The sequence below is a fragment of the Nocardia sp. SYP-A9097 genome, from assembly GCF_009649815.1.
Classification (GTDB): domain Bacteria; phylum Actinomycetota; class Actinomycetes; order Mycobacteriales; family Mycobacteriaceae; genus Nocardia.
Genome location: NZ_WJIC01000009.1, coordinates 29303 through 48958, shown reverse-complemented (window position 1 = coordinate 48958; position 19656 = coordinate 29303). Strand labels below are relative to the sequence as shown.

Below are 19656 nucleotides of genomic sequence, written 5' to 3'. Positions count from 1 at the left end.
CTGCGTTGCACGCACTTTACTTGCCCGGATCTCCCGTGACCGGCGATTCCTGAGAACGTGACAACAGCATCGCGGTAACCGCGGCACTATAGGCATGACTCGCGGCGATGGGTTGTCGCGACGGATAGTTCGAGCGATGGGTGACGGTGACACCGCCGGGTAGCGCCACCGTCGCGTGAACCACCGTGGCGACGCAGTTCCCACCGGCTTTGCCGGCCAGGTCGACCACCACCGCACCCGGGCGCAGCGCCGCCAGTTCAGTGGCTCCGAGCAGCACCGGCGCGGGTAACCCACGCCGTACGGCCGCACAGATCACCAGGTCGATCGGCTCCTGCGCGAGTAGTGCGGGTATCTCGGGGTCGAGCAGGAATCGCTGGGTACCGTGCCGGACCGCGGCATCCCGTTGTTCCGGGCGATGTCCGACGGCGACCGGCTCGTCGCCATGCCGGGCCGCCGCGGCGAGGGCCGCCAGCCCCGCGTGCCCGCAGCCCAGCACCAACGTCCGCACCGGGCGGGCCTGCCGGTCCGCGGCCAGCAACCCGCGCCCCTCCTCATAAGCGATCCCCCCGGCGATGCGGCTCATGGCCGACAGCGCATCGGCGTCCGTCCCGCTGTCCGCGGGGATCTGCTCGAACGCCACCGACTCCACACCGCGGTCGCGCAACCGCATGATCTCTTCGGCACGTGCGATCGGATCCTGGAACCCGATCAATGCCTGCCCGCGTCGCAGCGGCATCGATTCCAGCTCATAGACAGGCGGTTTCACCCAGGCGACCAGATCGGCCAACCCGAAAACCGTTGCGGGATCGGTGACCAGCCGGGCTCCGGCGCACTCGTAGGAACGATCGTCGAACCCCACACCCCCACCCGCGCCGGCCTGCACCACCACAGGCAGGCCGACCGCATCGAGTCGCCGGACGTCGTCAGGTGTCAGCGCCACCCGTCGTTCGTCGGCAGCGGTCTCGCACAACACCCCGGCGATCATCGACTGATCGATGTGCGGTCGAGAGCCGGGAGGCTCAACGGCCGAGAGGTCTGCTGCATCAAGGCTCTCCAAGAAGTCACTCGACGACTCCGAAAATTTGCCGACCGGACGAAAAACGACAGCTCGCATGGGATTCGACGGTGAGATCGGGCGGTTTGCGCTCGGTCACGCCATCGATACTACCGACCGCCCCGGCCTAATTGCCTTGCGCGCGGTGGCAGTGTTTTGTAGCGTGAACCGAGACAAAGTTTCCGGGGGGAATCATGAAGCGGTACAACATTTTCGGCGTGGGCGTAGGCTTCGCCACACTCGTCGCGGCCGTCGTGTTCGGCTCGCCGACAGCCGTGGCACAGGAGGTCGCACCCGGTGTGCGCTGCGACAACTGGCGTTACTGCACGAACGTCTCGGACAGCACATTCGTCGTCATCGGGACAGCGGACTGCATGGTGCCGGTGAACATGGACGATGGTTCGACCGAATACGTCCGAACGACCGAATCGATCAGCGGTGTGATACCACCGGGCACCTGGGAGATCGACTACCACGCCTGCGGAGGCGGATCGCTCCAGCGTACCGATATCACCTCGGCGTTCCCGAGATAGCCACCCGCTTCAATGCGCGAAGTACCGTGCGGGGGAGACGCCGACCTCGCGGTGGAAGGCCGCGACATAGGCACTGGGAGTGGCATACCCGACCCGGGCGGCAATACGTGCGAGGGGCATGCGTGCAGCCAGCAGCGGAAGTGAGGCGGCCAGGCGGATCTGGGTTCGCCACTGGCCGAAGGTGATTCCGGTTTCGGCGAGAAATATTCGCGCCAGTGTGCGCGGGCTGGTCGTGGCCGCGGCGGCAAACTCGCCGAGCGTACGAGGATCGCCCGGATCGGCCCGCAACGCTTCGGCCACCACCCGGGCGCGCGAGTCGGTAGGCAGGCGCGCACCGATGGGTACGACCCGCACCGGTTCGAGTAGATCGAAGATCACCGATTCGGCGCGTTCGCGCTGGTCCGGACCGGTCGCCTCGGCGGTGAGGTGCTGGAAGAGTTCACGCAGCAGTCCGGAGACCCGGAGCATGGCCGACCCGCCGAAGCTGACCGGCGTCCGATCCGGGTCGAGATAGATGCCACTCATTACGGCCCCCGCATAGGTCCCCGTGCGGTGCCGCGTACCACCCGGAATCCACAATGCCCGCGTCGGCGGCAACACCCATCGCCCATCGCCCACCTCCACGGTAATGACTCCCCGTGTGGCCCAGGCGATCTGATGCTGCGGATGCTCATGCTCGTCGAACCAGAGCCGCGCCGGCAACGTCCCCGCCCCGAAAACCATGGCGGTAGGCCCCGGGGGCGCGGGGTACACCGGTAATTGGCCGTTCAGCGACACAATCTCCAACCGTAGTCTGTCAGGGTCGTAAGCGGCGCCACCGGATCACCGCCTTCCGAGCAGCTGGAATTCGGTCTGCGGCACAACGGGTTTCGTGAAATCAGCGACCCGCAGCAGGCATCCCTTGGCCCCCGTCGAGCTTGTCCGCGGCTGAGATCACCGCGCGAGATCGGGAGTCGGAGTGGTCGGGGGCTTGGGGTCGGACTGCCAGTCTCGGCTGAACAGGGGTAGTTGGGGGGAGGTGCTGTCGCTGTTCTCGTTGAGGGTGCGCAGGCAGCGGACGCAGGTGACCGCTGCGCGGGTGGGGCGGAGGGCGTTGGGGGACCAGCCGGCTACACCGGTGTGGCACAACAGTTCCGGGACTTCCTCCGTGCCTATCCAGTGGCCCAGGCCGACCGCGTGCACGGTGCGCCCATTCCGGACGATGGCATGGACTCCGGGGTCACCGAACTTTGCCCGTGCGAATGCGGCCAAGGGGGCGATATCGGTCATGAGCTGGACGATACGGACCCGCTACGACAACGGACCGCCGGAACTCGGCGTGGCGGGCGGGAAGAGCGGGTTGGCCGTTTGGCGACACAGTCTGTCCGCGTAGTCTGTCGTGGTCGCGCGGGCGGCTGCCTAGCGTTGCGGGTATGGGAATGAACTACTTCCACCAACTGCTCTGCCGGTCTTCGATGTGGGAGCGGGCCAGCGCCACCCGAATTGTGCCGTGGGCGCTGGACCGGCTGGACCTCGGCGACAGTGCGCTCGAGGTCGGCCCCGGTTACGGCGCCAATGTGCGTACCCTGCGCGGGCGCGCCGCCGCCCTCACCGGTCTGGAGATCGACCCGGCGCTGGCCGCGCGGCTGCGTTCCCGGCAATCCGGTCAGCTCGAGGTAATCGAGGGTGACGGCACCGCAATGCCCTTGCCGGACAAGGAGTTCAGCTCGGTGGTGTGCTTCACCATGCTGCATCACGTCCCTTCTCCGGATCAGCAGGACGCGCTGTTCGCCGAAGCCTTCCGCGTCCTGCGCCCCGAGGGTGTGTTCGCCGGCAGTGACGGCCTGGACAGCCCGTTCTTCCGCCTCATGCATATCGGCGACACCTGCGTCCCCGTCCCACCCGCGACCCTGACCGGCCGCCTCACCGGCATCGGTTTCACCGATATCGAAATCGATACCGGCGCAACCATGTTCCGCTTCCGTGCGCGCCGCCCCTAGCTCACCGGCACATCGAAATAGGCCGCCGGATCCAGCGAGCTGAGCGGCGTCCACCGGGCCGGATGGGATTCGCCGGTAGCCGCCGCCACGGCCCCACCGCTGCGAAAACCCTGCAATTCCAGTGCCAGCCAGGGAGTTTCGTCGACCTGCCGGGCCAGCGCGTAACAGGTGGCCAGATAGTGCAGGCATCGCTCGGTACGCGCCCGGCAGGAACAGTCCACTCGCGCGAATTGCGGTGCGATACCGATCCCACGCTCGGCGAGCGTCACCCGATGCTCATCGGTCAAGGTCAGCGCGTCCGCCGGAATCACCTGCGCGATGGCCTCGATGGTCGTGGCGGACAGCGGCATCAGCTCCAGGTAGGTCACCGAAGCCTCGGACCCGCGATGAATCGTGGCCCGCACCATGGTGTTCTCGATCTCGGTCCGCACCAGGCCGTTACCCGCGATACTGCGTGCCCGCGGCAGCAGCGGTTCCGGCTTGCTCATCCGCAACGGTTGGGCCAGTCGCACCCAGTCCATGCCCCAGCCGGTGTATCCGAAGTCATTGTCGGCCATATCAGTTGGCTCGCTTTCGACGCAGGAGTTCGAATAGTCGATCGTCATCGAGACGCGCGAGGGCGGAGATCCCGGCGGTATCGGTGAGGTCGGTCAACGCCGACTTGCGGTCGTGCATCCCCGCGATGTGCTCCTCGATGGTCGTCCCCGACGTCAGCGTGGTGACGGTGACCGTGCGAGTCTGCCCGATCCGGTGGGCGCGATCCGACGCCTGCGCCTCGACGGCCGGATTCCACCAGCGGTCGAAATGGATGACATCGGCGGCGCGCGTCAGGGTGAGGCCGGTTCCCGCCGCCCGCAGGCTCAGCACCAATACCGGTGGCCCGCCGGGTGATTGGAAGTCCCGCACTATCTCCCCGCGCTGCGCCTGATTCAATCCGCCGTGGAAGAACGGCGCGGTCACGCCCAGCTCCTCGGCGCAATGCCGTACGAGCAGCTCCCCGGTGCGCCGATACTGCGTGAACACCAGCGTGGGCGCGTCATTGGCCACATTCGCGGCCAGGATATCGGCACACACATCGAATTTGCCTGAGCGCCCGCCCAATTCATCCAGATCCCCGGTGATCAACCCGGGATGATTGCACACCTGCTTGAGCTCGGTGAGCACCGAAAGCAGTCGCGTATGCCGCTGTCCACCCGACCCGAACCCCTCCTCCTCAGCGCGATCGAGCAGCTGGTCATAGATCCGCTCCTGCTCGCGAGTGAGGTCGCAGACCAGATCGGTGTGGATCTTGGGCGGCAGCGTCGCCGCCACCTCGGACTTACGCCGCGCCAGCACTACGGGTTCGATGGCATCGCGTAGTCGCAGCACCGCGGGTGCGGACCCCTCGCCGATGGGCCGCACGAACCGCCGCCGGAATTGCGTCTTATGCGTGAACTCGTGCGGCACAACCAGGTTGAGCAGCGCCCACAGCTCCTCGAGATTGTTCTCCACGGGCGTACCGGTCAGCGCCACCCGCGCCCGCGCCTTGATACCCCGCGCCGCCTTGGACACCTGCGTGCGCGGATTCTTCAGCACCTGCGCCTCATCGAATACGACACTCGCCCACTGCTTTTCCGTCAACGCCGACCCGTGCCCGCGTAGCGTCGGATACCCGGTGACGACCACCGTCCCCGCTGCGGCCTCGGGCAGCTCCCCGCCCCGCCATCCGATCGCCGCCAGTTCGGGCGCGAATCGATCGATCTCATGCACCCAGTTGCCGACGAGTGATGTGGGACACACCACCAATTGTGGTCCGTCCGCCGCCCGCCCCAGCAGATACCCGATGGCCTGCACGGTCTTGCCCAAACCCATCTCATCGGCGAGCACCGCACCCCGGTGCGCGGCCGTGGTCTCATGCAGCCAGGTGATGCCGCGCGCCTGATACGGCCGCAGCTCGGCCTTCAATCCGCTGCGCAGTTCATTGCCGAGCGAGAGGGTGTCCCGCAGCGCTCGCACGGCCCGATCGGCCGTCACGATGGCGTTCCCGCCCGCATTGGGCACCGCGTGCGCGGCGACCGGCAGCCCGGTCGGCTCACCGTTCAACACGGCCCGCCAGCTCAATGCCGACGAACCGGGCCTGTCCAGTTCGAGCGCCGGGAACCGCTCCGGCTCGACCAGCAGACAGGGCACCTCGCGCACCGCGAAGCCGGTGCCGTCGGGAATCGCCAGTGTGACCGCGTCCGATTCACCCGCGAGCGCCGGCGGCGCGCCCGGAGCCGACGCGCTCCAACTCCAGAGCGCGAACATATGCCGATCGGGCAGGTAAGTGGCGTGTGTGGCAGACAGGACGCTCTCCTCCGATGCGTGGATTCCGGCCCAGGACACACAAATACAGTTTTGCGCAAGTCCGGGCCGGAAAACTGGGCAACGGGCGGGCCCGTGAGGGACCGCCCGTTGCTTGGTAATTCTGTTGGGAAGATTCAGTTTTCGAGCGGACCCCCCGAGCCGGTATACCGAACCCGAGGTGGAGGAGCTGTTACAGCGCCGGTGCCGACTCCGTGTCGATCACGGCTTCGAGCGCACGGAGACGATCCATGTGCTCATTGGCGTGATGCTGGCAGAAGAGCAACTCACCACCAGCAGGAAGGGTTGCACGCACGCGTGCAGCCGCCCCGCAGCGGTCACAACGATCGACCGCGGTCAGTGGGGTGCTAGTCAGGGTTCCTGGCATGACTCCTCCGTCCTGGCTCCGAGTGTTCGCACACCCTTCGCCTGGTGTGGGGCTCGCGATCCACTTCGCGAGCTCGCTACCGCTACTTCCCAGCAGTGGTTGATGACTACTCTGTCAGACGTTCGGGGGGAGGTCTTTGTTCCCGAGGAGTTTCCCGTGTGTTTTGCCTAACACGACCAGGGATTTCGCTGAAAGCGAACAGGCCCTGGCGGGTCCCCGCGGAGCACTTGGATCCGCCCCTCCGAACACACTGATCGAGTTGTCTATCGGGAGACTACCCGGGGGCACCGACACTCACACTCCGATTGGATAACCCTCCGAACACGCTTAGCAAGCTCACAGCCAAGACGGGTTCAGATCGAGGGTCGCGCGGTCGCGCGAGTCGAGCAGATCGAACTGTGCAGCGGTGCGCGGTAATTCCCATCGGAAGAAGTATCCGGCGGCCGCGCGCTTACCCGATCCGAAGCTGTCGCCGCGGGCCGCGAGTGGTGCCGCGGCGAGAGCCTGTTCGAGCCAGATCCAGGACAGCGTCACATGACCGAACGCCTCGAGGTAGACCGCCGAGTTGGCCAGGGCGGTCGCCGCGTCGCCGTCCCGCCACAGACCCGCCGTGGTGGCGGCGAGTCGCCCGGCGGCGGTCTCGAGGGCGTCGGCGTAACCCGTCAGCTCGGTATCGCCGGTGGCGCGGGCGGTGGCGACAGTCGCGGCCATCCGGGTGAGCAGGGCGGTCAGCGCCGCGCCATTGTCGAGGGTGACCTGGCGGCCGAGCAGGTCCATGCTCTGAATGCCGTGTGTGCCCTCGTGAATCGGGTTGAGGCGATTGTCGCGATAGTGCTGTTCGACGTCGTAGTCGCGGGTGTAGCCGGCACCGCCGTGCACCTGGATGGCGAGATCATTGGCGGTCAGGCACCATTGGCTGGGCCAGCTCTTGGCGATGGGGGTGAGGATGCGCAGCAGGGTCGCGGCCTCGGCGCGCTCGGATTCGGTTGTGGCGGTGTGCTGTTCGTCGACGAGCTTGCCGCAGTAGAACTGCAGTGCCAGTGCGCCTTCGACGTACGACTTCTGTGCGAGCAGCATGCGGCGCACATCCGGGTGGTCGATGATCGGCACCTGCGGGCCGCCCTTCGCACCGAGCGGGCGGCCCTGCGGACGAGTGCGGGCATAGTCGAGGGACTTGAGGTAGCCGGTGTAGCCCAGCGCGGTGGCGGCCAGGCCGACGCTGATACGGGCCTCGTTCATCATCGTGAACATCTGTGCCAGACCGTGATTCGGTTCGCCGACCAGATATCCGACCGCGCCGGGCTGCCCGCCGGGGGTGAAATTGCCGTCGCCGAAGACCGGTGCGGTATTGACGGTGCCGCGCCAGCCCATCTTGTGATTGATGCCCGCGAGCGCCACATCATTGCGCACGGTCGGCCGATCCTGTTCGTCCGCGAGGAATTTCGGCACGATGAACAGGGAGATGCCGCGCGTGCCCTCGGGTGCGCCCGGAATCCGGGCCAGCACCAGGTGCACGATATTCTCCGAAAGTTCGTGGTCCCCACCGGAAATCCACATTTTGTGACCGAAGATCCGGTACGAGGCGTCATCCTGGGGCACGGCGCGGGTGGTGATATCGGCGAGGCTGGATCCGGCGTGCGGCTCCGACAGCGCCATGGTGCCGAGGCTGCGGCCGTCCAGCATGGGGCGCACGAAGCGTTCGATCTGCTCCGGACTGCCGTGTGTGGCAAGCAGATTCGCGTTTCCGGTGGTGAGCATGGGGTAGGCGGTGGTGCCCGCGTTGGCGGCGTGGAACCAGGACATGCACGCGGTGTACAGCACATGTGGCAGCTGCATGCCGCCGATCTCGTAATCCATTGCCGCGCCGATCATTCCGGCATCGGCGAAGGCTTTCACGGCCTTGCCTACGGCGGGGATGATGTGCACGCGCTCACCGTCGAATTCGGGCTCGTGCAGATCGTTCTCGCGATTGTGCGGGGCGAAGTAGGTGGTGGCCAGATCCTGGCACAGCCGCAGTACTTGGTCGAAGGTATCGCGGGAGTGGTCGGCGAAGCGTTCGCGCCCGGTGAGAGACTCCACGTCCAGCCAGTCGTAGAGCAGGAACTCGATATCGCGGGCGGACATGATCACGGACGGGTTCATGGTTCCTCGAACGGTCGGGTACGGGTGGTCTCGTACCCGACGGTCTACCAGATCGGTGTGGTTCCGCCCACGACCCCGCCGGGCAGGCTCAGGAGCGCACCGAGGTGCGGCCGCGGTGCAGGCGGCCGAAATGCCCTGGTGACAGGCCCTTCCAGGTGCGGAAGGCCGAGGCGAACGCCGACACACTGGAGTAGCCGAGCCGCTCGGCCGCCTGCTCGACGGTCAATCCGGCAATGAGCAGCTCCTCGGCCAGCAGTCCGACCGTCTCGGAGCTCAGTTCGCGGAAGGTGGTGCCCTCCTCGGAGAGGCGGCGGCGCAGGGTGCGCACGCTGACATCCAGATCCGCGGCAATGCGCGCCTGATCCGCCGAACCGCCGTGCCGGATGAGCAACTGCCGCACCCGCCCGCTGAGCCCGGCGCGGCTGTGCCTGCTCTCCATGAGGTCCGCGCACTGCTGTTCGTAGAAGCGGGCGGTGGATATATTCGCCTGCGGCAGTGGGGTTTGCAGGGTGGTCGCCTGAAAGGTGATGCGGGACTGCGGCATAGAGAACGACACCTCCTCGACGCCGAAGACCGCGCCGAACATCTCGTAGATTGGATGGGCTTCGACATAGAGCTCCACGCGCACCGCGGGAATGCGCATGGGCAGCAGGTCCTGCTGAATGGTGGCGATGGCGGCCAGATCGCGTTCCAGGGTGAAGCGGCGGATATCCGGGGGTAGCGCACTGTCATCGCGCACCACCGCCACCTCGGACCCCATATCCTCGATGTAATGGTGTGCGGCGGTGAAGGAAAGGTCGGCGTAGCGCAGCGCGATATCCATGGCCCCACGCAGATTCGCGGCGCTCATCAGCGCGAAACCGAGTACGCCCATGGATGGCGGATGGCAGAGCAGACCGGCCAGTAGACCCAGTCCGGGTTCGTCCTCGATACCCGCGACCACGTTGCGCATGATCGAGAATTCCTGCGCCAGTGTGATTTCCGTGGAGGGGTCGCGCAGATCTGTTTCGCCGATACCGGTTTCGTGCAAAACCGACCGTATGGTGAGCCCGCGACCCAGGGCGAAGTCGGCCAGCAGCGCGGTGCTGGTGATGGACCGCAGTTGCGCCAACTCTTCCGTCACTCAGGCATACTCGCAAACTTTCGGCGCCCCCGGGCCGTTACCAGCCGGTAAGTTGCCTGGGTACGGCCCATATTCGCTGATTCCTGGCCCATTGCCAGCTGGTCGCTCGAAAACCCCACCCATACGGTGAGATTCATGCGCACTGCGCTTTCCGCATATTCCGAGGTGTCGTCCGCCGGAAAGGTCGGCTCGCCGATGCTCATCGTGATCGCACCCGCCGACGGCAGAGTGATCGACACCGTTCCCGCTCACACCCCCGCATCGGTTCGCGATGCCGTGGATCGGCTGCGCGACAACAGCGTGCTGTGGCGGTCACTGGGCGTCGTCGGGCGCGTCCACTGGCTGTACTCGTTCCGGAATTGGTTACAGGACAACAGGTCCGGGCTCACCACGCTGCTGAGCCTGGAGACCGGTAAACCCGAGATCGAGGCCGATGCCGAGTTGGCGCTCACCCTCGAGGCCCTCGATCACTACCGCACCAATGCCGCTGAATTCCTGGGCGGCAGAATGCCGCAGGCGTCGCTGCGGCCCGGCACGGCCATGCAACTCGGAGGCCGCCGCCTTCGGGCCGAGTCTGGACGATGACACGGTCGGCGTCATGACCTCCGCCAAACATATCGATCAGGTTCGCGATCAGGTCCGCGACGCACTGCTCGAGGGCGCGACCCTGCACTGCGGCGGCACCGCGGCCGGGCACAGCTTCGAACCGACCGTGCTCGGCGATGTCGACCCGACCATGTCCGTGCTGACCCAGCAGACCCTCGGCCCGGTGCTGCCCGTGGTGCGTGTCGCCGAAGCGGGCGAGGCTTTCGAACTCGCCCTGCGCCCGCCCGGCGCGCCGTGCGTGAGTGTCTGGACCGGGGACGCCGCGGTCGGCGCTCGCGCGGTGGGCCGGTTCGCGCCCACCCCCGTTGAGGTCAATGACGTATCGGTGCACGTCGCCCGCCCCGCTCCGTTCTGATCGGGTCCGCGCGCCATACGGCTAAATTGGAGCGGGTGGACGACGAGACGACGCCGAAGACCTTGCTGCACATCTGCGCTCGCGATGAGTGGGAGGCGGCCGTGGCGGCGGGGGAGTACCGCGCGCCCTCACTCGCGGAGGTCGGATTCATTCATCTGTCCGAGCCGTATCAGGTGCATCTTCCCGCCAATCGGCTCTTCGCGGGGCGCACGGATATGGCGCTGCTGCGGCTGGACCCTGAACGCCTCGGCGCCCCGGTGAAGTGGGAGCCGGGCGTGCCGACCGATCCGGAGTCCATGCGCTTCCCGCATCTGTACGGTCCACTGCCGATTTCGGCGGTCGTGGAAATCACCGCCTACCGGCCAGGACCGGACGGTCTTTACAGCGCGCTCGCCGACAGCTGAGCTGCTCCACCGGTATCGGTCCACCCTGTCCTAATCTGGACGGGTGAACGTCGATGTGACAGCGCTGCCCGGTATCGGTGTGCGGAAGGATTTCGAGGTCCGTTCGGGGCGTCGGATCGGGGTGGTGGCGCATCGAGACGGCGCCATCGACCTGATCGTCTCCCAGCGCGACGACCCGGACGCCTGCCTGGCGCAGGTTCCACTCACCACCGATGAGGCCGCCGTGCTGGCCAATCTGCTCGGCGCGCCACAGCTGGTGGAGAAACTCAAGGAAGACCACCGCGACCTACCCGGCATTACCACCCGCCAACTACCCATCGGCGGCAATTCGCCCTACCGCGGCCGCATGCTCGGTGAGACCGGAATGCGCACCCGCACCAAAGCCTCCATAGTCGCGGTCATGCGCGCGGGCCAACTACACCCCTCACCCGGACCCGATTTCGTTCTCGACTCCGGCGATCTGCTGGTTGTGGTCGGCACACCGCACGGACTGGACGCGGCCGTCCGCATCCTGGCCGACGGCTGAACCGGTGGATTCGACCGGCCTAGCACTGATCGAACTCGGCGCGATCTTGTTCGCGCTCGGCATGATGGGCCGGTTCGCCGCCCGCTTCGGCATGTCGCCGATTCCGCTGTATCTGCTGGGCGGACTCGCCTTCGGTGAAGGCGGGATCATCGAGATGCGGGCCGCCGCCGAGTTCGGTCACCTGGCCGGTGAGATCGGCGTGGTGCTACTGCTCCTGCTGCTCGGATTGGAGTACACCGCAGCCGAATTGGTGACCGGACTGCGGCGCGGCTGGCTCGCGGGCATCCTCGATATCGTCGCCAATGCGACGCCGGGCGTACTGGTGGCGCTGTTCCTGGGCTGGGGGGCGGTGGGGGCGGTGACCATGGGCGGCATCACCTATATCTCGTCCTCCGGGATTGTCGCCAAAGTGCTCAATGACCTCGGGCGACTGGGTAACCGCGAGACACCGGTGATCCTCTCCATCCTGGTGTTCGAGGATCTGGCCATGGCGGTGTACCTGCCGATCCTGACCATGATGCTGGCCGGGCTGAGCCTCGCCACCGGGATGAGATCCCTCGCCATCGCATTGGTCGCGATCACCGTCGTATTGCTGGTGGCGCTGCGCTACGGACGCTACGTCTCGGCCGTGGTGGACAGCAATGACAATGAGATCTTCCTGCTCAAACTGCTGGGCGCGGCGCTGCTGGTCGCCGGTGCGGCCTCCGCGCTGAATGTGTCGGCGGCAGTCGGCGCGTTCCTGCTCGGCATCGCCATCTCCGGATCGACCGCGCAGGAGGCGGCCAAACTCCTGGAACCATTACGAGATCTGTTCGCGGCCATTTTCTTTGTGGCCTTCGGGCTCAATACCGATCCGCAGGCCATACCGCCGGTACTGGTCTGGGCCATCGCGCTGGCCGTGGTCACCGCATTGACCAAGATCGGCACCGGCTGGTGGGCGGCCCGACGGCAGGGCATTCGCCGGATGGGCCGGGCGCGTGCGGGAGCCGCCCTGGTCGCGCGCGGCGAATTCTCCATTGTCATTGCCGGACTGGCGGTTTCGATGGGCGGGACGAATCACAAGCTGGCCGCGCTGGCCTCGGCATATGTGCTAATTATGGCCATACTGGGCCCGATCGCCGCCCGAGTGGTCGAGCCTGCCGTCCGGCTCTTCCAGCGGGACCGCGGCGGACTCGACCCCGTCGCCGGGATCTGAAGGCACGGCGGCTCTTTCGGCCGTCGGACCGGTGCGAGCGGCCGAATTCCGCCATGCCAGCAGACGCCGCGAGAACAGCACCGCCAGGCCGCCGACGGCGAAACCGATGAACAGCGCGAGCAAATGGCCGTAATCGGTGAAAGTCGGCCCGCTCCAGAGCGCGAAGCCGTACCAGATCAGCAGTCCGACAGCGTAAATCAGCCTGACCCTGCCGCGTAATCGATAGGCCATCACCGCGAGCATGGCCGAAATCCCGTAGCTGGGGCCGACGTCCGAGGCCACCGTCACCCGGAACGGGATCATATCCCGGGCCACCGCATGAGAAATCGCGCTCACCGTGAGCAGAGTCGCGCCGATATGCCCGGCGGCCACCACCAGAATCCAGCGCAGTGAACCCAGCCAGCGCTCGGCCAGCGCCATCACGGTGAGCAGAGTGAGAATGTCGCCCCAGGGGAAACCGCCATCGGTCCAGAACGCCGAGGCGAGCAGCACCTGAATCGGATCACGCTGCATATTCCGCAGATTCGTGGACGCCGACAGGATCAGGCGGCGGCCGACGATATCGCTGGCCCCGCGCAACGTCCACCAGGTGACGAACAGGGTGAAGGCGTACGCGATAGCGGCCGGGGCCACCGCCAGCAGCCGCTGATATGCGCTCGCCGCGCGGCGCAGCCGATGCGGTTGACCCCACCACGCGCGCATCATCCGGATCTCATCGCCGATATCGACGGAGTCGACCCAGGGCGGCCGGTAGGTGCGCAAACTCATGTGCGGGGTCCGTTCTCGCGTGCGCTACTGGTGCGAACAGATGCCCCACCGGGGCGTTGCTGCCATGGTATCCCGAGGTCAACGCGCTCGCAGCGGTGTGTCTCGCGCATGCGAAGTAACCGGCATTAATGCTGCGGGAAAGATTCGGTTACACCGCAGCAACATGGATCCGGAGGATGGGAATGTCATCCATCGGAGGAGCTCGAATGACCCGGTACCACCAGCGAATCGGCGGCACCAACCACACCTTCGACGGGTTGGTGGAACTGCTCGCCAAGGCCACTCCCAGACGCAGCGGCGATGAATTGGCCGGGTGCGCTGCCGAATCCGATGCCGAACGGGCCGCCGCGCAATGGGCGCTGTCGGAGGTGCCGCTGAGTGTCTTCCTGAACGAGCCGGTGGTGCCGTACGAGACCGACGAGGTCACGCGGTTGATCCTCGATACCCACGATCGTGTTGCGTTCCAGGCGGTTTCGCATCTCACAGTGGGCGGACTGCGGGACTGGCTGCTCGCCGTCGCGGCCGAACCGGACGCCGCCGTGACGCTCGCGGCCGTATCCCGGGGGCTGACACCGGAGATGGTGGCGGCGGTCAGCAAGCTCATGCGCAATCAGGATCTCATCGCCGTCGCCAAGGCCACCGAGGTGACGGCCGGATTCCGCACCACCATCGGACTGCCCGGGACGCTCGCCACACGCTTGCAGCCCAACCATCCCACCGATGATCCGCGCGGGATCGCCGCGGCAGTGCTGGACGGGCTGCTGCTGGGCTGCGGGGACGCGGTCATCGGGATCAATCCGGCCACCGACTCGCCCAAGGCCACCGCCGATCTGCTGTACCTGCTGGACGAGGTGCGGCAGCGGTTCGATATTCCGACCCAGTCCTGTGTGCTCTCGCATGTCACCACCACCATGGGATTGATCGAGGCCGGTGCGCCGGTGGATCTGGTATTCCAATCCATCGCGGGCACCGAAGGCGCCAATTCCGGCTTCGGCGTGAATATTTCGCTACTGCGCGAGGCCGACGAGGCCGGACGCTCACTGCGGCGCGGCACCGTCGGTGACAATGTCATGTACCTGGAAACCGGTCAGGGTTCGGCACTTTCGGCCGGTGCGCACCTGGGCACCGGCGGCAAACCGGTCGATCAGCAGACCCTCGAGACCCGCGCCTACGCCGTCGCGCGGGACCTGGACCCGCTGCTGGTCAATACGGTGGTCGGGTTCATCGGGCCCGAATACCTCTATGACGGTAAGCAAATCATTCGCGCCGGGCTCGAAGACCACTTCTGCGGCAAGTTGCTCGGCCTGCCCATGGGCGTGGATGTCTGCTACACCAACCACGCCGAAGCCGACCAAGACGATATGGACACCCTCCTCACCCTGCTGGGCGCGGCCGGATGCGCCTTCGTCATCGCCGTCCCCGGTGCCGACGATGTCATGCTCGGCTACCAGAGCCTGGCTTACCACGATGCCCTCTACGCCCGAAAAGTCTTGGGGCTCACGCCCGCTCCCGAATTCGCCGCCTGGCTGGATCGACTCGGCATGATGGGCGCGGACGGTCGCATCCTGCCCGTGGAACCCCTGTCCTCACCCCTGCGTGCCCTCGCCGGCGCCTCTTGATCGGGGAAGTATGACCACGAACGATATTGCTGCCCAGGCATTCTGGGCCGAACTACGCCGCACCACCCAGGCTCGCATCGGGTTGGGGCGGACCGGTGATGCACTGCCCACCGCCGATGTTCTGGAGTTGCGGGCCGCGCATGCGGCCGCACGCGATGCCGTACACAATCCTCTCGATGTGGACGCCCTTGCGGCGCAGGTGAAAGCGCTCGGGCTCGGTGATCCGGTGCGTGTTCGCAGCAGTGCCGGTAATCGGTCCGAATACCTGCGCCGCCCCGATCTCGGCCGTGTTCCCGGGAAGTCCGAACTTCCTGCCGGTCAGGGCATTTCAGCTCTGCATCACACCGGCGCGGATATCGGGGTGGTGCTCGCCGACGGCCTCTCACCCCGTGCGCTCACCGACCATGGTGCGCCCATGCTCGCCGCGCTTTTCGAGGCACTCGGAGACCGATTCACCTTTGCCCCACCGGTTATCGCCACCCAATCTCGGGTAGCCCTCGGCGACCACATCGGCTCCGCGCAGGGCGTCACGACGCTGCTGGTCCTGATCGGCGAACGCCCGGGCCTGTCGGTGGCCGACAGTCTCGGTATTTACCTCACCCATCTCCCGAGTCCCGGCCGCGCCGACTCCGAGCGCAATTGCATCTCGAATATCCACCCACCCGAGGGTCTCGGTTACACCCGCGCCGCCCAGGTCACCGCCGGTCTTATCGAGGGCGCGCGCCGTCTGGGCCGTTCCGGTGTCGACCTCAAGGACACCTCCGGCTCGTTAAGCCCAGCCGACACACTCATTCTGGAGGCCGAATCGGCATAGCCCCCGAAGTGCATGCAATCACGCTGGTAAACGTCGAGAAGGGGCCTGCGCCAGTACATGCACGTCAGGGCGCTCCGGCTTTGGTGCGCAGGTCGAGGCGGCGCATGACGCGGTCCACGACGTCGGGGGCGATGCCGGGTTCGCGGCGGGCGGCGAGGGCTTCGGCCCGGCCCGCTTCCAGGACCTCGTTGCTGATGGCGCGCATTTGTTCGGCGAAGGCCACGGTGCGGTCGGTGTTCATGCGGGCATTGCTGTCGGCGGCCTCCGGATCCGCCTGTGCCAGACGGCGTTCGAAGCCGTCGCGGAGGCGTTCGTAGACCTCCTCGGGGAGGGCCTCTGTGGTCGAGATCTCCTTCAGCCGAGCGAGTTCCGCCTCCAGGACACGAGTCCACAAGCGGCGCTCCATGGCTCGCTCATGCACGGTGTCCACGTGCACTCCGGTGGCGCGCACCACCGCGGGCAGGGTCGGGCCCTGTAGCAGGAGGGTGAACAGTGCCACCGCGAACGCCGTGAACAGGATTTCGGTGCGTCGGGGGAACGGTTCGCCGGCATCTGTGGTGAATGGAACGGCAAGTGCCAGAGCGACTGTCGCGACTCCGCGCATACCCGCCCACCAGGTGACCACGGTCTCTCGCCAGGTGTACGGCTCGTCGGCCTCGCGATCGCGCCACCAGTTCCGGAACAGGGCGGTGGTGATCAGCAGTCAGATCAGGCGCAAACCCACCACCACGCCGATCACCACGGCCGCGCCGCCGATGACCGCCCAGCCGAACAGTAATCCGACCCCTACGCCGACCAGTGCCGAGACGGCGAATTTTCCGGCCGCGTCCCATGTCGAGAATTTGCCGGTGACCACCGCCTGAATGGCCACCGAATAGATGACGATGGCCGTCACATCATTGAACAGGCCCCTTACCGAGCGGTTGGGCCAGGATCGTCGCGAACAGGACGACGAAGATCAACTCCATTTGATGCGCCACGCCAGACAGTTTGCTGCGCGTATGCCGGAAAGTCGACCAGGTGGTCCCTGTTCTCAGCAGTCCGCCGTGAAGTTCTCAGGCGGGCGGGGCGAATCTCAGGTTATTGCGGAGGAGTTCAGGAAAAGCGTGGCGGATAGACGCTGCGCTCCGGTGCGTACTGCGGCGGCTGCGGGTACTGATACGGCTCGGGATTGTGCGCTTCCGTGTACTGCTGTGGCGCAACAGGATTCGACTGCACACCGACCGGATGCGCCTGCAGGGACCACGGATCGTGTGGCACCGGCTCCGGTCGCACCGGTTCGGCCACCCGGCTCGCCTCGTCCACCTCGGTCAAACCGACGTGAATGAGCAACACCATGGTCACCATGCTGACGCTGATCATCAGTGGTGCGAGCAATTCCATCGCGCCCGCGCCGTGCGGCATGCTCATATGATTGCCCTGATGTGCGCTCATCGACGCCATACCGGTGTAATGCATACCGCAAACGGCGACGCCCATGATGAGCGCCGCACCGAAAGTGGCGAGAATCCCGTTGATATTCAAGGTGAACCACAGCGCCACAATCGATGCCACCACGGCGATAACCATGGAAAGGCTTACCAAACCTGGATTGTAATCAATGATCGCATCGGATTTCATGGCGTACATACCCGAGTAATGCATGGCGCCCACACCGAGTCCGGTCACCGTGCCACCGGCGGGCAACTCCCAGCCACCCCAGCGCCCGGTCGCCACAATCGACAGTCCGACCCACACTACGAGCATGGCGATCGCCGCGCTGAGCAGGGTAATCGGCACGTTGTATCGGATCGTCGCGCCATGAATCGAAAAGCCAAGCATGGCAATGAAATGCATAACCCAGATGCCGGTTCCGCCAATCGCGACGGCCGCCGCGATAAGCCAGCCTCGCCGCCCCTCACCGGTGCGCGCACGCGCCGTGCATCGAAGACCGAGCAAACATCCGGTGACGGACATTATGTATGCCAGTACGGGTGTGACCCATCCATAGCTGAAGTGGCTTATTTCCAGCACTCGAACTCCATTGCCAGAACAAAAGTTTCGCTATCGCAGCTGCGACGAGCGAAGAGTACCGGCCGATGGTCCGATTGGGAAATTGAAAAGTGAATGTTTCGTTCCTATTAACCGCTGCTGAGAATCGGTGTGAGGGAACGGGTTCCGAACCAGTGCGCGGGGGCAAACGAAGGCCGCCGCCGAGCATCTCGGTGGCGGCCTTCGAATCGTTCTCCTGCGATGGGGCATTCGGCTCTCGTGATCAGCCCTTGGTCGCCGGCTCGGCGGGCTCGGCCGCCGCTGCGGGCTGCTCCGTACGCTGCGCCTTGATGTCGGCTTGCCATTTGTCGAAGTCGGCCCGCATCACCGTGATCTGATGTTCGAGGGCATCCTTGGTATCCGACCACCAACTCTGCGCCGCCTGCCGCAGCTCCGCGGTGGTCGTTTCGAACTCGTTCCCCTCATGCTCGAGGGTCGCACCCAGCTCTTCCCGCCGAGCCTGCAACTTGGCGCGGTTCTGCTCCCGCGCCGCAGCCGACGACTCTTCGAACTGCTTCACCTTGGTCGCGAGATCCATCAGCGATTCCGACAACGGTTTCATGGTTTGCCCTCTCGAAATGGTGTGATCCCCACAGGGATTCGGCCTCTGCCTCCATCAAGAGTGGCCTGCGCGCACCGCCGTACCAAGGGCAGAACGTCCCCTGAAGTCCCCACCGCCCCACCGCATTCGGCGCACCATCCGGTGTCGAAAGGCCCCTTCGGTCGCGATCCGACCCTTCACCGCCACGCAGTCGGCGGGGCTATTTCGGGCGCATGCGCGCGGATTCGATGCGGGCGGCGAGCTCGACCAGGTCCGCTGCGGGACCGCTGGGAGGTGTCCGCCGGTGCCAGATGGCACGGAACTTTCTGGTCAATGTGAGCGAATCGGCGAGGCGCACCTCGCGGAGGGTACCGGCGCGTAGTTCGTGCGCCACGATCAAGCGGCTGACCACAGCCGGTGCCGTGCCGCTGCGGGCGGTAGCGAGAATCGCTGCGGCCGAACCGAGTTCGGCCGCGGGCCGAGCCGGTGTGCCATGCATTTCGAGGGTCTCCCACACCGTCTCCCGGGTGCCGGAACCCTTCTCCCGCCACAGCAGCGGGGTGTCGGCGAGTTCGCGCGTGGTCAGTGCCCGGCGTCGGGTAGACCACGGATGCGTGGGCGCGACGACCACCACGAGCTCGTCGGCAGCCAGCACTCGACTGCCCAATCCCGTTGGCGGATGCGGTCCTTCGACGAATCCGAGCCCCGCCTCACGATCGCGGACCGCCGCTGTGACCTGACTGGAGTTCGCCACGTCCAAAACCACCGCCAGATCCGGATGGATCTTCCGCAACGCCGTCAGCCAGTGCGGAATGCGATGGTCGGCAATGGTTGTCGAGGCCACGATGCGCAAGCTCGCCCCCACCGGACTGTGCAGCGCCGCGATACCGTCGGTCAATGCCAGCGCCGCCGCCAGCACCGGCCGGCCGAGCTCGACCACGATCTGTCCGGCATCGGTCAACACCGACCCGCTGCGCCCACGATCGATCAACCACAGATTCAACCGCCGCTCCAGCCCACTGATTCGCATGCTCGCGGCAGGCTGACTGATCCCGTGCCGTCGCGCGGCCGCACCGAGACTGCCCAACTCCGCCACCGACACGAGCAGCGCGAGCACCTCCAAATCAGGCGTACCCGGCGGCAGCAACATAAGGCCACCTTATGACGTACTCGGCATTCGATCGCTACCGTCCGACGAGCACGGCCACCAGGATCATGCATATCCGCACCTCGCGGCCCGAAAACAGCGAAGGACC

24 protein-coding genes are annotated in these 19656 nt (G+C 66.1%); 10 read left to right on the top strand and 14 right to left on the bottom strand.

Annotation, left to right across the window (positions count from 1 at the left end):
* Positions 1 to 16 precede the first annotated feature (16 nt).
* On the bottom strand, positions 17 to 985 hold the full coding sequence (locus GFY24_RS19580; protein WP_194852938.1) for a hypothetical protein: 969 nt from the start codon (positions 983 to 985) through the stop codon (positions 17 to 19).
* A 263-nt stretch (positions 986 to 1248) separates the two neighbouring features.
* Between GFY24_RS19580 and GFY24_RS19575 the strand changes: the two genes are divergently transcribed.
* Entirely contained in the window at positions 1249 to 1587 is a 339-nt protein-coding gene (locus tag GFY24_RS19575; protein WP_153806519.1) for a hypothetical protein, read from the top strand.
* Positions 1588 to 1596: 9 nt separating this feature from the next.
* On the opposite strand, the gene GFY24_RS19570 is transcribed toward GFY24_RS19575, so the two are convergent.
* Both GFY24_RS19570 and GFY24_RS19565 read right to left on the bottom strand, forming a co-directional pair.
* On the bottom strand, positions 1597 to 2364 hold the full coding sequence (locus GFY24_RS19570; RefSeq protein ID WP_309231062.1) for a helix-turn-helix transcriptional regulator: 768 nt from the start codon (positions 2362 to 2364) through the stop codon (positions 1597 to 1599).
* 156 nt (positions 2365 to 2520) lie between these two features.
* Positions 2521 to 2856: a hypothetical protein gene (locus GFY24_RS19565; protein ID WP_153806518.1), complete on the bottom strand. Its 336-nt coding sequence runs from the start codon at positions 2854 to 2856 to the stop codon at positions 2521 to 2523.
* Positions 2857 to 2999: 143 nt separating this feature from the next.
* On the opposite strand from GFY24_RS19565, the gene GFY24_RS19560 reads away from it, so the two are divergent.
* The gene (locus GFY24_RS19560) at positions 3000 to 3566 is read left to right on the top strand and encodes a class I SAM-dependent methyltransferase (RefSeq protein WP_153806517.1); all 567 of its coding nucleotides are present in this window, start codon (positions 3000 to 3002) and stop codon (positions 3564 to 3566) included.
* On the opposite strand, the gene GFY24_RS19555 is transcribed toward GFY24_RS19560, so the two are convergent.
* The 5 genes from GFY24_RS19555 to GFY24_RS19535 form a co-directional block, all read right to left on the bottom strand.
* Entirely contained in the window at positions 3563 to 4123 is a 561-nt protein-coding gene (locus tag GFY24_RS19555; RefSeq protein ID WP_153806516.1) for a hypothetical protein, read from the bottom strand. The genes GFY24_RS19560 and GFY24_RS19555 overlap by 4 nt on opposite strands.
* A gap of 1 nt (position 4124) precedes the next feature.
* Positions 4125 to 5852 carry a DEAD/DEAH box helicase gene (locus GFY24_RS19550; protein ID WP_153806705.1) on the bottom strand — a complete coding sequence of 576 codons (1728 nt, stop codon included), beginning with the start codon at positions 5850 to 5852 and terminating at the stop codon, positions 4125 to 4127.
* A gap of 229 nt (positions 5853 to 6081) precedes the next feature.
* The gene (locus tag GFY24_RS42100; protein WP_040809921.1) at positions 6082 to 6276 is read right to left on the bottom strand and encodes a hypothetical protein; all 195 of its coding nucleotides are present in this window, start codon (positions 6274 to 6276) and stop codon (positions 6082 to 6084) included.
* Between the two features lie 336 nt (positions 6277 to 6612).
* Positions 6613 to 8418 carry an acyl-CoA dehydrogenase gene (locus GFY24_RS19540; protein WP_153806515.1) on the bottom strand — a complete coding sequence of 602 codons (1806 nt, stop codon included), beginning with the start codon at positions 8416 to 8418 and terminating at the stop codon, positions 6613 to 6615.
* Positions 8419 to 8506: 88 nt separating this feature from the next.
* A complete protein-coding gene (locus tag GFY24_RS19535; protein WP_153806514.1) occupies positions 8507 to 9541 on the bottom strand; it encodes an AraC family transcriptional regulator in 1035 nt (344 codons plus the stop codon).
* 135 nt (positions 9542 to 9676) lie between these two features.
* On the opposite strand from GFY24_RS19535, the gene GFY24_RS19530 reads away from it, so the two are divergent.
* The 5 genes from GFY24_RS19530 to GFY24_RS19510 are packed head-to-tail and all read left to right on the top strand — an operon-like array spanning position 9677 to position 12627.
* Entirely contained in the window at positions 9677 to 10126 is a 450-nt protein-coding gene (locus GFY24_RS19530) for an aldehyde dehydrogenase family protein (RefSeq protein ID WP_153806513.1), read from the top strand.
* Between the two features lie 13 nt (positions 10127 to 10139).
* A complete protein-coding gene (locus tag GFY24_RS19525) occupies positions 10140 to 10502 on the top strand; it encodes an aldehyde dehydrogenase family protein (RefSeq protein WP_194852937.1) in 363 nt (120 codons plus the stop codon).
* Positions 10503 to 10537: 35 nt separating this feature from the next.
* Positions 10538 to 10906, top strand: coding sequence for a DUF952 domain-containing protein (locus tag GFY24_RS19520; RefSeq protein WP_309231061.1), 369 nt, complete (start codon positions 10538 to 10540; stop codon positions 10904 to 10906).
* A 43-nt stretch (positions 10907 to 10949) separates the two neighbouring features.
* Entirely contained in the window at positions 10950 to 11432 is a 483-nt protein-coding gene (locus GFY24_RS19515; RefSeq protein ID WP_309231060.1) for a cation:proton antiporter regulatory subunit, read from the top strand.
* A 4-nt stretch (positions 11433 to 11436) separates the two neighbouring features.
* Positions 11437 to 12627, top strand: a complete 1191-nt coding sequence (locus GFY24_RS19510; RefSeq protein ID WP_309231059.1) for a cation:proton antiporter — start codon at positions 11437 to 11439, stop codon at positions 12625 to 12627.
* Here the strand turns inward: GFY24_RS19510 and GFY24_RS19505 are convergent.
* On the bottom strand, positions 12523 to 13395 hold the full coding sequence (locus tag GFY24_RS19505; RefSeq protein WP_194852936.1) for a rhomboid-like protein: 873 nt from the start codon (positions 13393 to 13395) through the stop codon (positions 12523 to 12525). The genes GFY24_RS19510 and GFY24_RS19505 overlap by 105 nt on opposite strands.
* A 206-nt stretch (positions 13396 to 13601) precedes the next feature.
* Between GFY24_RS19505 and GFY24_RS19500 the strand changes: the two genes are divergently transcribed.
* Positions 13602 to 15014 (top strand): ethanolamine ammonia-lyase subunit EutB, encoded by a 1413-nt coding sequence (locus GFY24_RS19500; RefSeq protein ID WP_153806510.1) that lies wholly within the window; start codon positions 13602 to 13604, stop codon positions 15012 to 15014.
* 10 nt (positions 15015 to 15024) lie between these two features.
* A complete protein-coding gene (gene eutC / locus GFY24_RS19495) occupies positions 15025 to 15828 on the top strand; it encodes an ethanolamine ammonia-lyase subunit EutC (protein ID WP_153806509.1) in 804 nt (267 codons plus the stop codon).
* A 64-nt stretch (positions 15829 to 15892) separates the two neighbouring features.
* Here eutC and GFY24_RS19490 read toward each other — a convergent pair whose 3' ends face one another.
* From GFY24_RS19490 to GFY24_RS19485, 3 genes are all read right to left on the bottom strand, one after another.
* Positions 15893 to 16513: a cation:proton antiporter gene (locus tag GFY24_RS19490; protein ID WP_228566483.1), complete on the bottom strand. Its 621-nt coding sequence runs from the start codon at positions 16511 to 16513 to the stop codon at positions 15893 to 15895.
* A gap of 18 nt (positions 16514 to 16531) precedes the next feature.
* Positions 16532 to 16723, bottom strand: a complete 192-nt coding sequence (locus GFY24_RS42095; RefSeq protein ID WP_228566466.1) for a hypothetical protein — start codon at positions 16721 to 16723, stop codon at positions 16532 to 16534.
* Between the two features lie 200 nt (positions 16724 to 16923).
* Positions 16924 to 17649 carry an MHYT domain-containing protein gene (locus tag GFY24_RS19485; protein WP_309231096.1) on the bottom strand — a complete coding sequence of 242 codons (726 nt, stop codon included), beginning with the start codon at positions 17647 to 17649 and terminating at the stop codon, positions 16924 to 16926.
* Here GFY24_RS19485 and GFY24_RS43360 point away from each other — a divergent pair.
* The gene (locus GFY24_RS43360; RefSeq protein ID WP_309231101.1) at positions 17629 to 17934 is read left to right on the top strand and encodes a hypothetical protein; all 306 of its coding nucleotides are present in this window, start codon (positions 17629 to 17631) and stop codon (positions 17932 to 17934) included. The two genes, GFY24_RS19485 and GFY24_RS43360, sit on opposite strands and share 21 nt — an antisense overlap.
* 148 nt (positions 17935 to 18082) lie before the next feature.
* Here GFY24_RS43360 and GFY24_RS19480 read toward each other — a convergent pair whose 3' ends face one another.
* Positions 18083 to 18421 carry a hypothetical protein gene (locus GFY24_RS19480; RefSeq protein WP_153806508.1) on the bottom strand — a complete coding sequence of 113 codons (339 nt, stop codon included), beginning with the start codon at positions 18419 to 18421 and terminating at the stop codon, positions 18083 to 18085.
* Between the two features lie 199 nt (positions 18422 to 18620).
* The gene (locus tag GFY24_RS19475; protein WP_153806507.1) at positions 18621 to 19550 is read right to left on the bottom strand and encodes a LysR family transcriptional regulator; all 930 of its coding nucleotides are present in this window, start codon (positions 19548 to 19550) and stop codon (positions 18621 to 18623) included.
* Positions 19551 to 19656 lie beyond the last annotated feature (106 nt).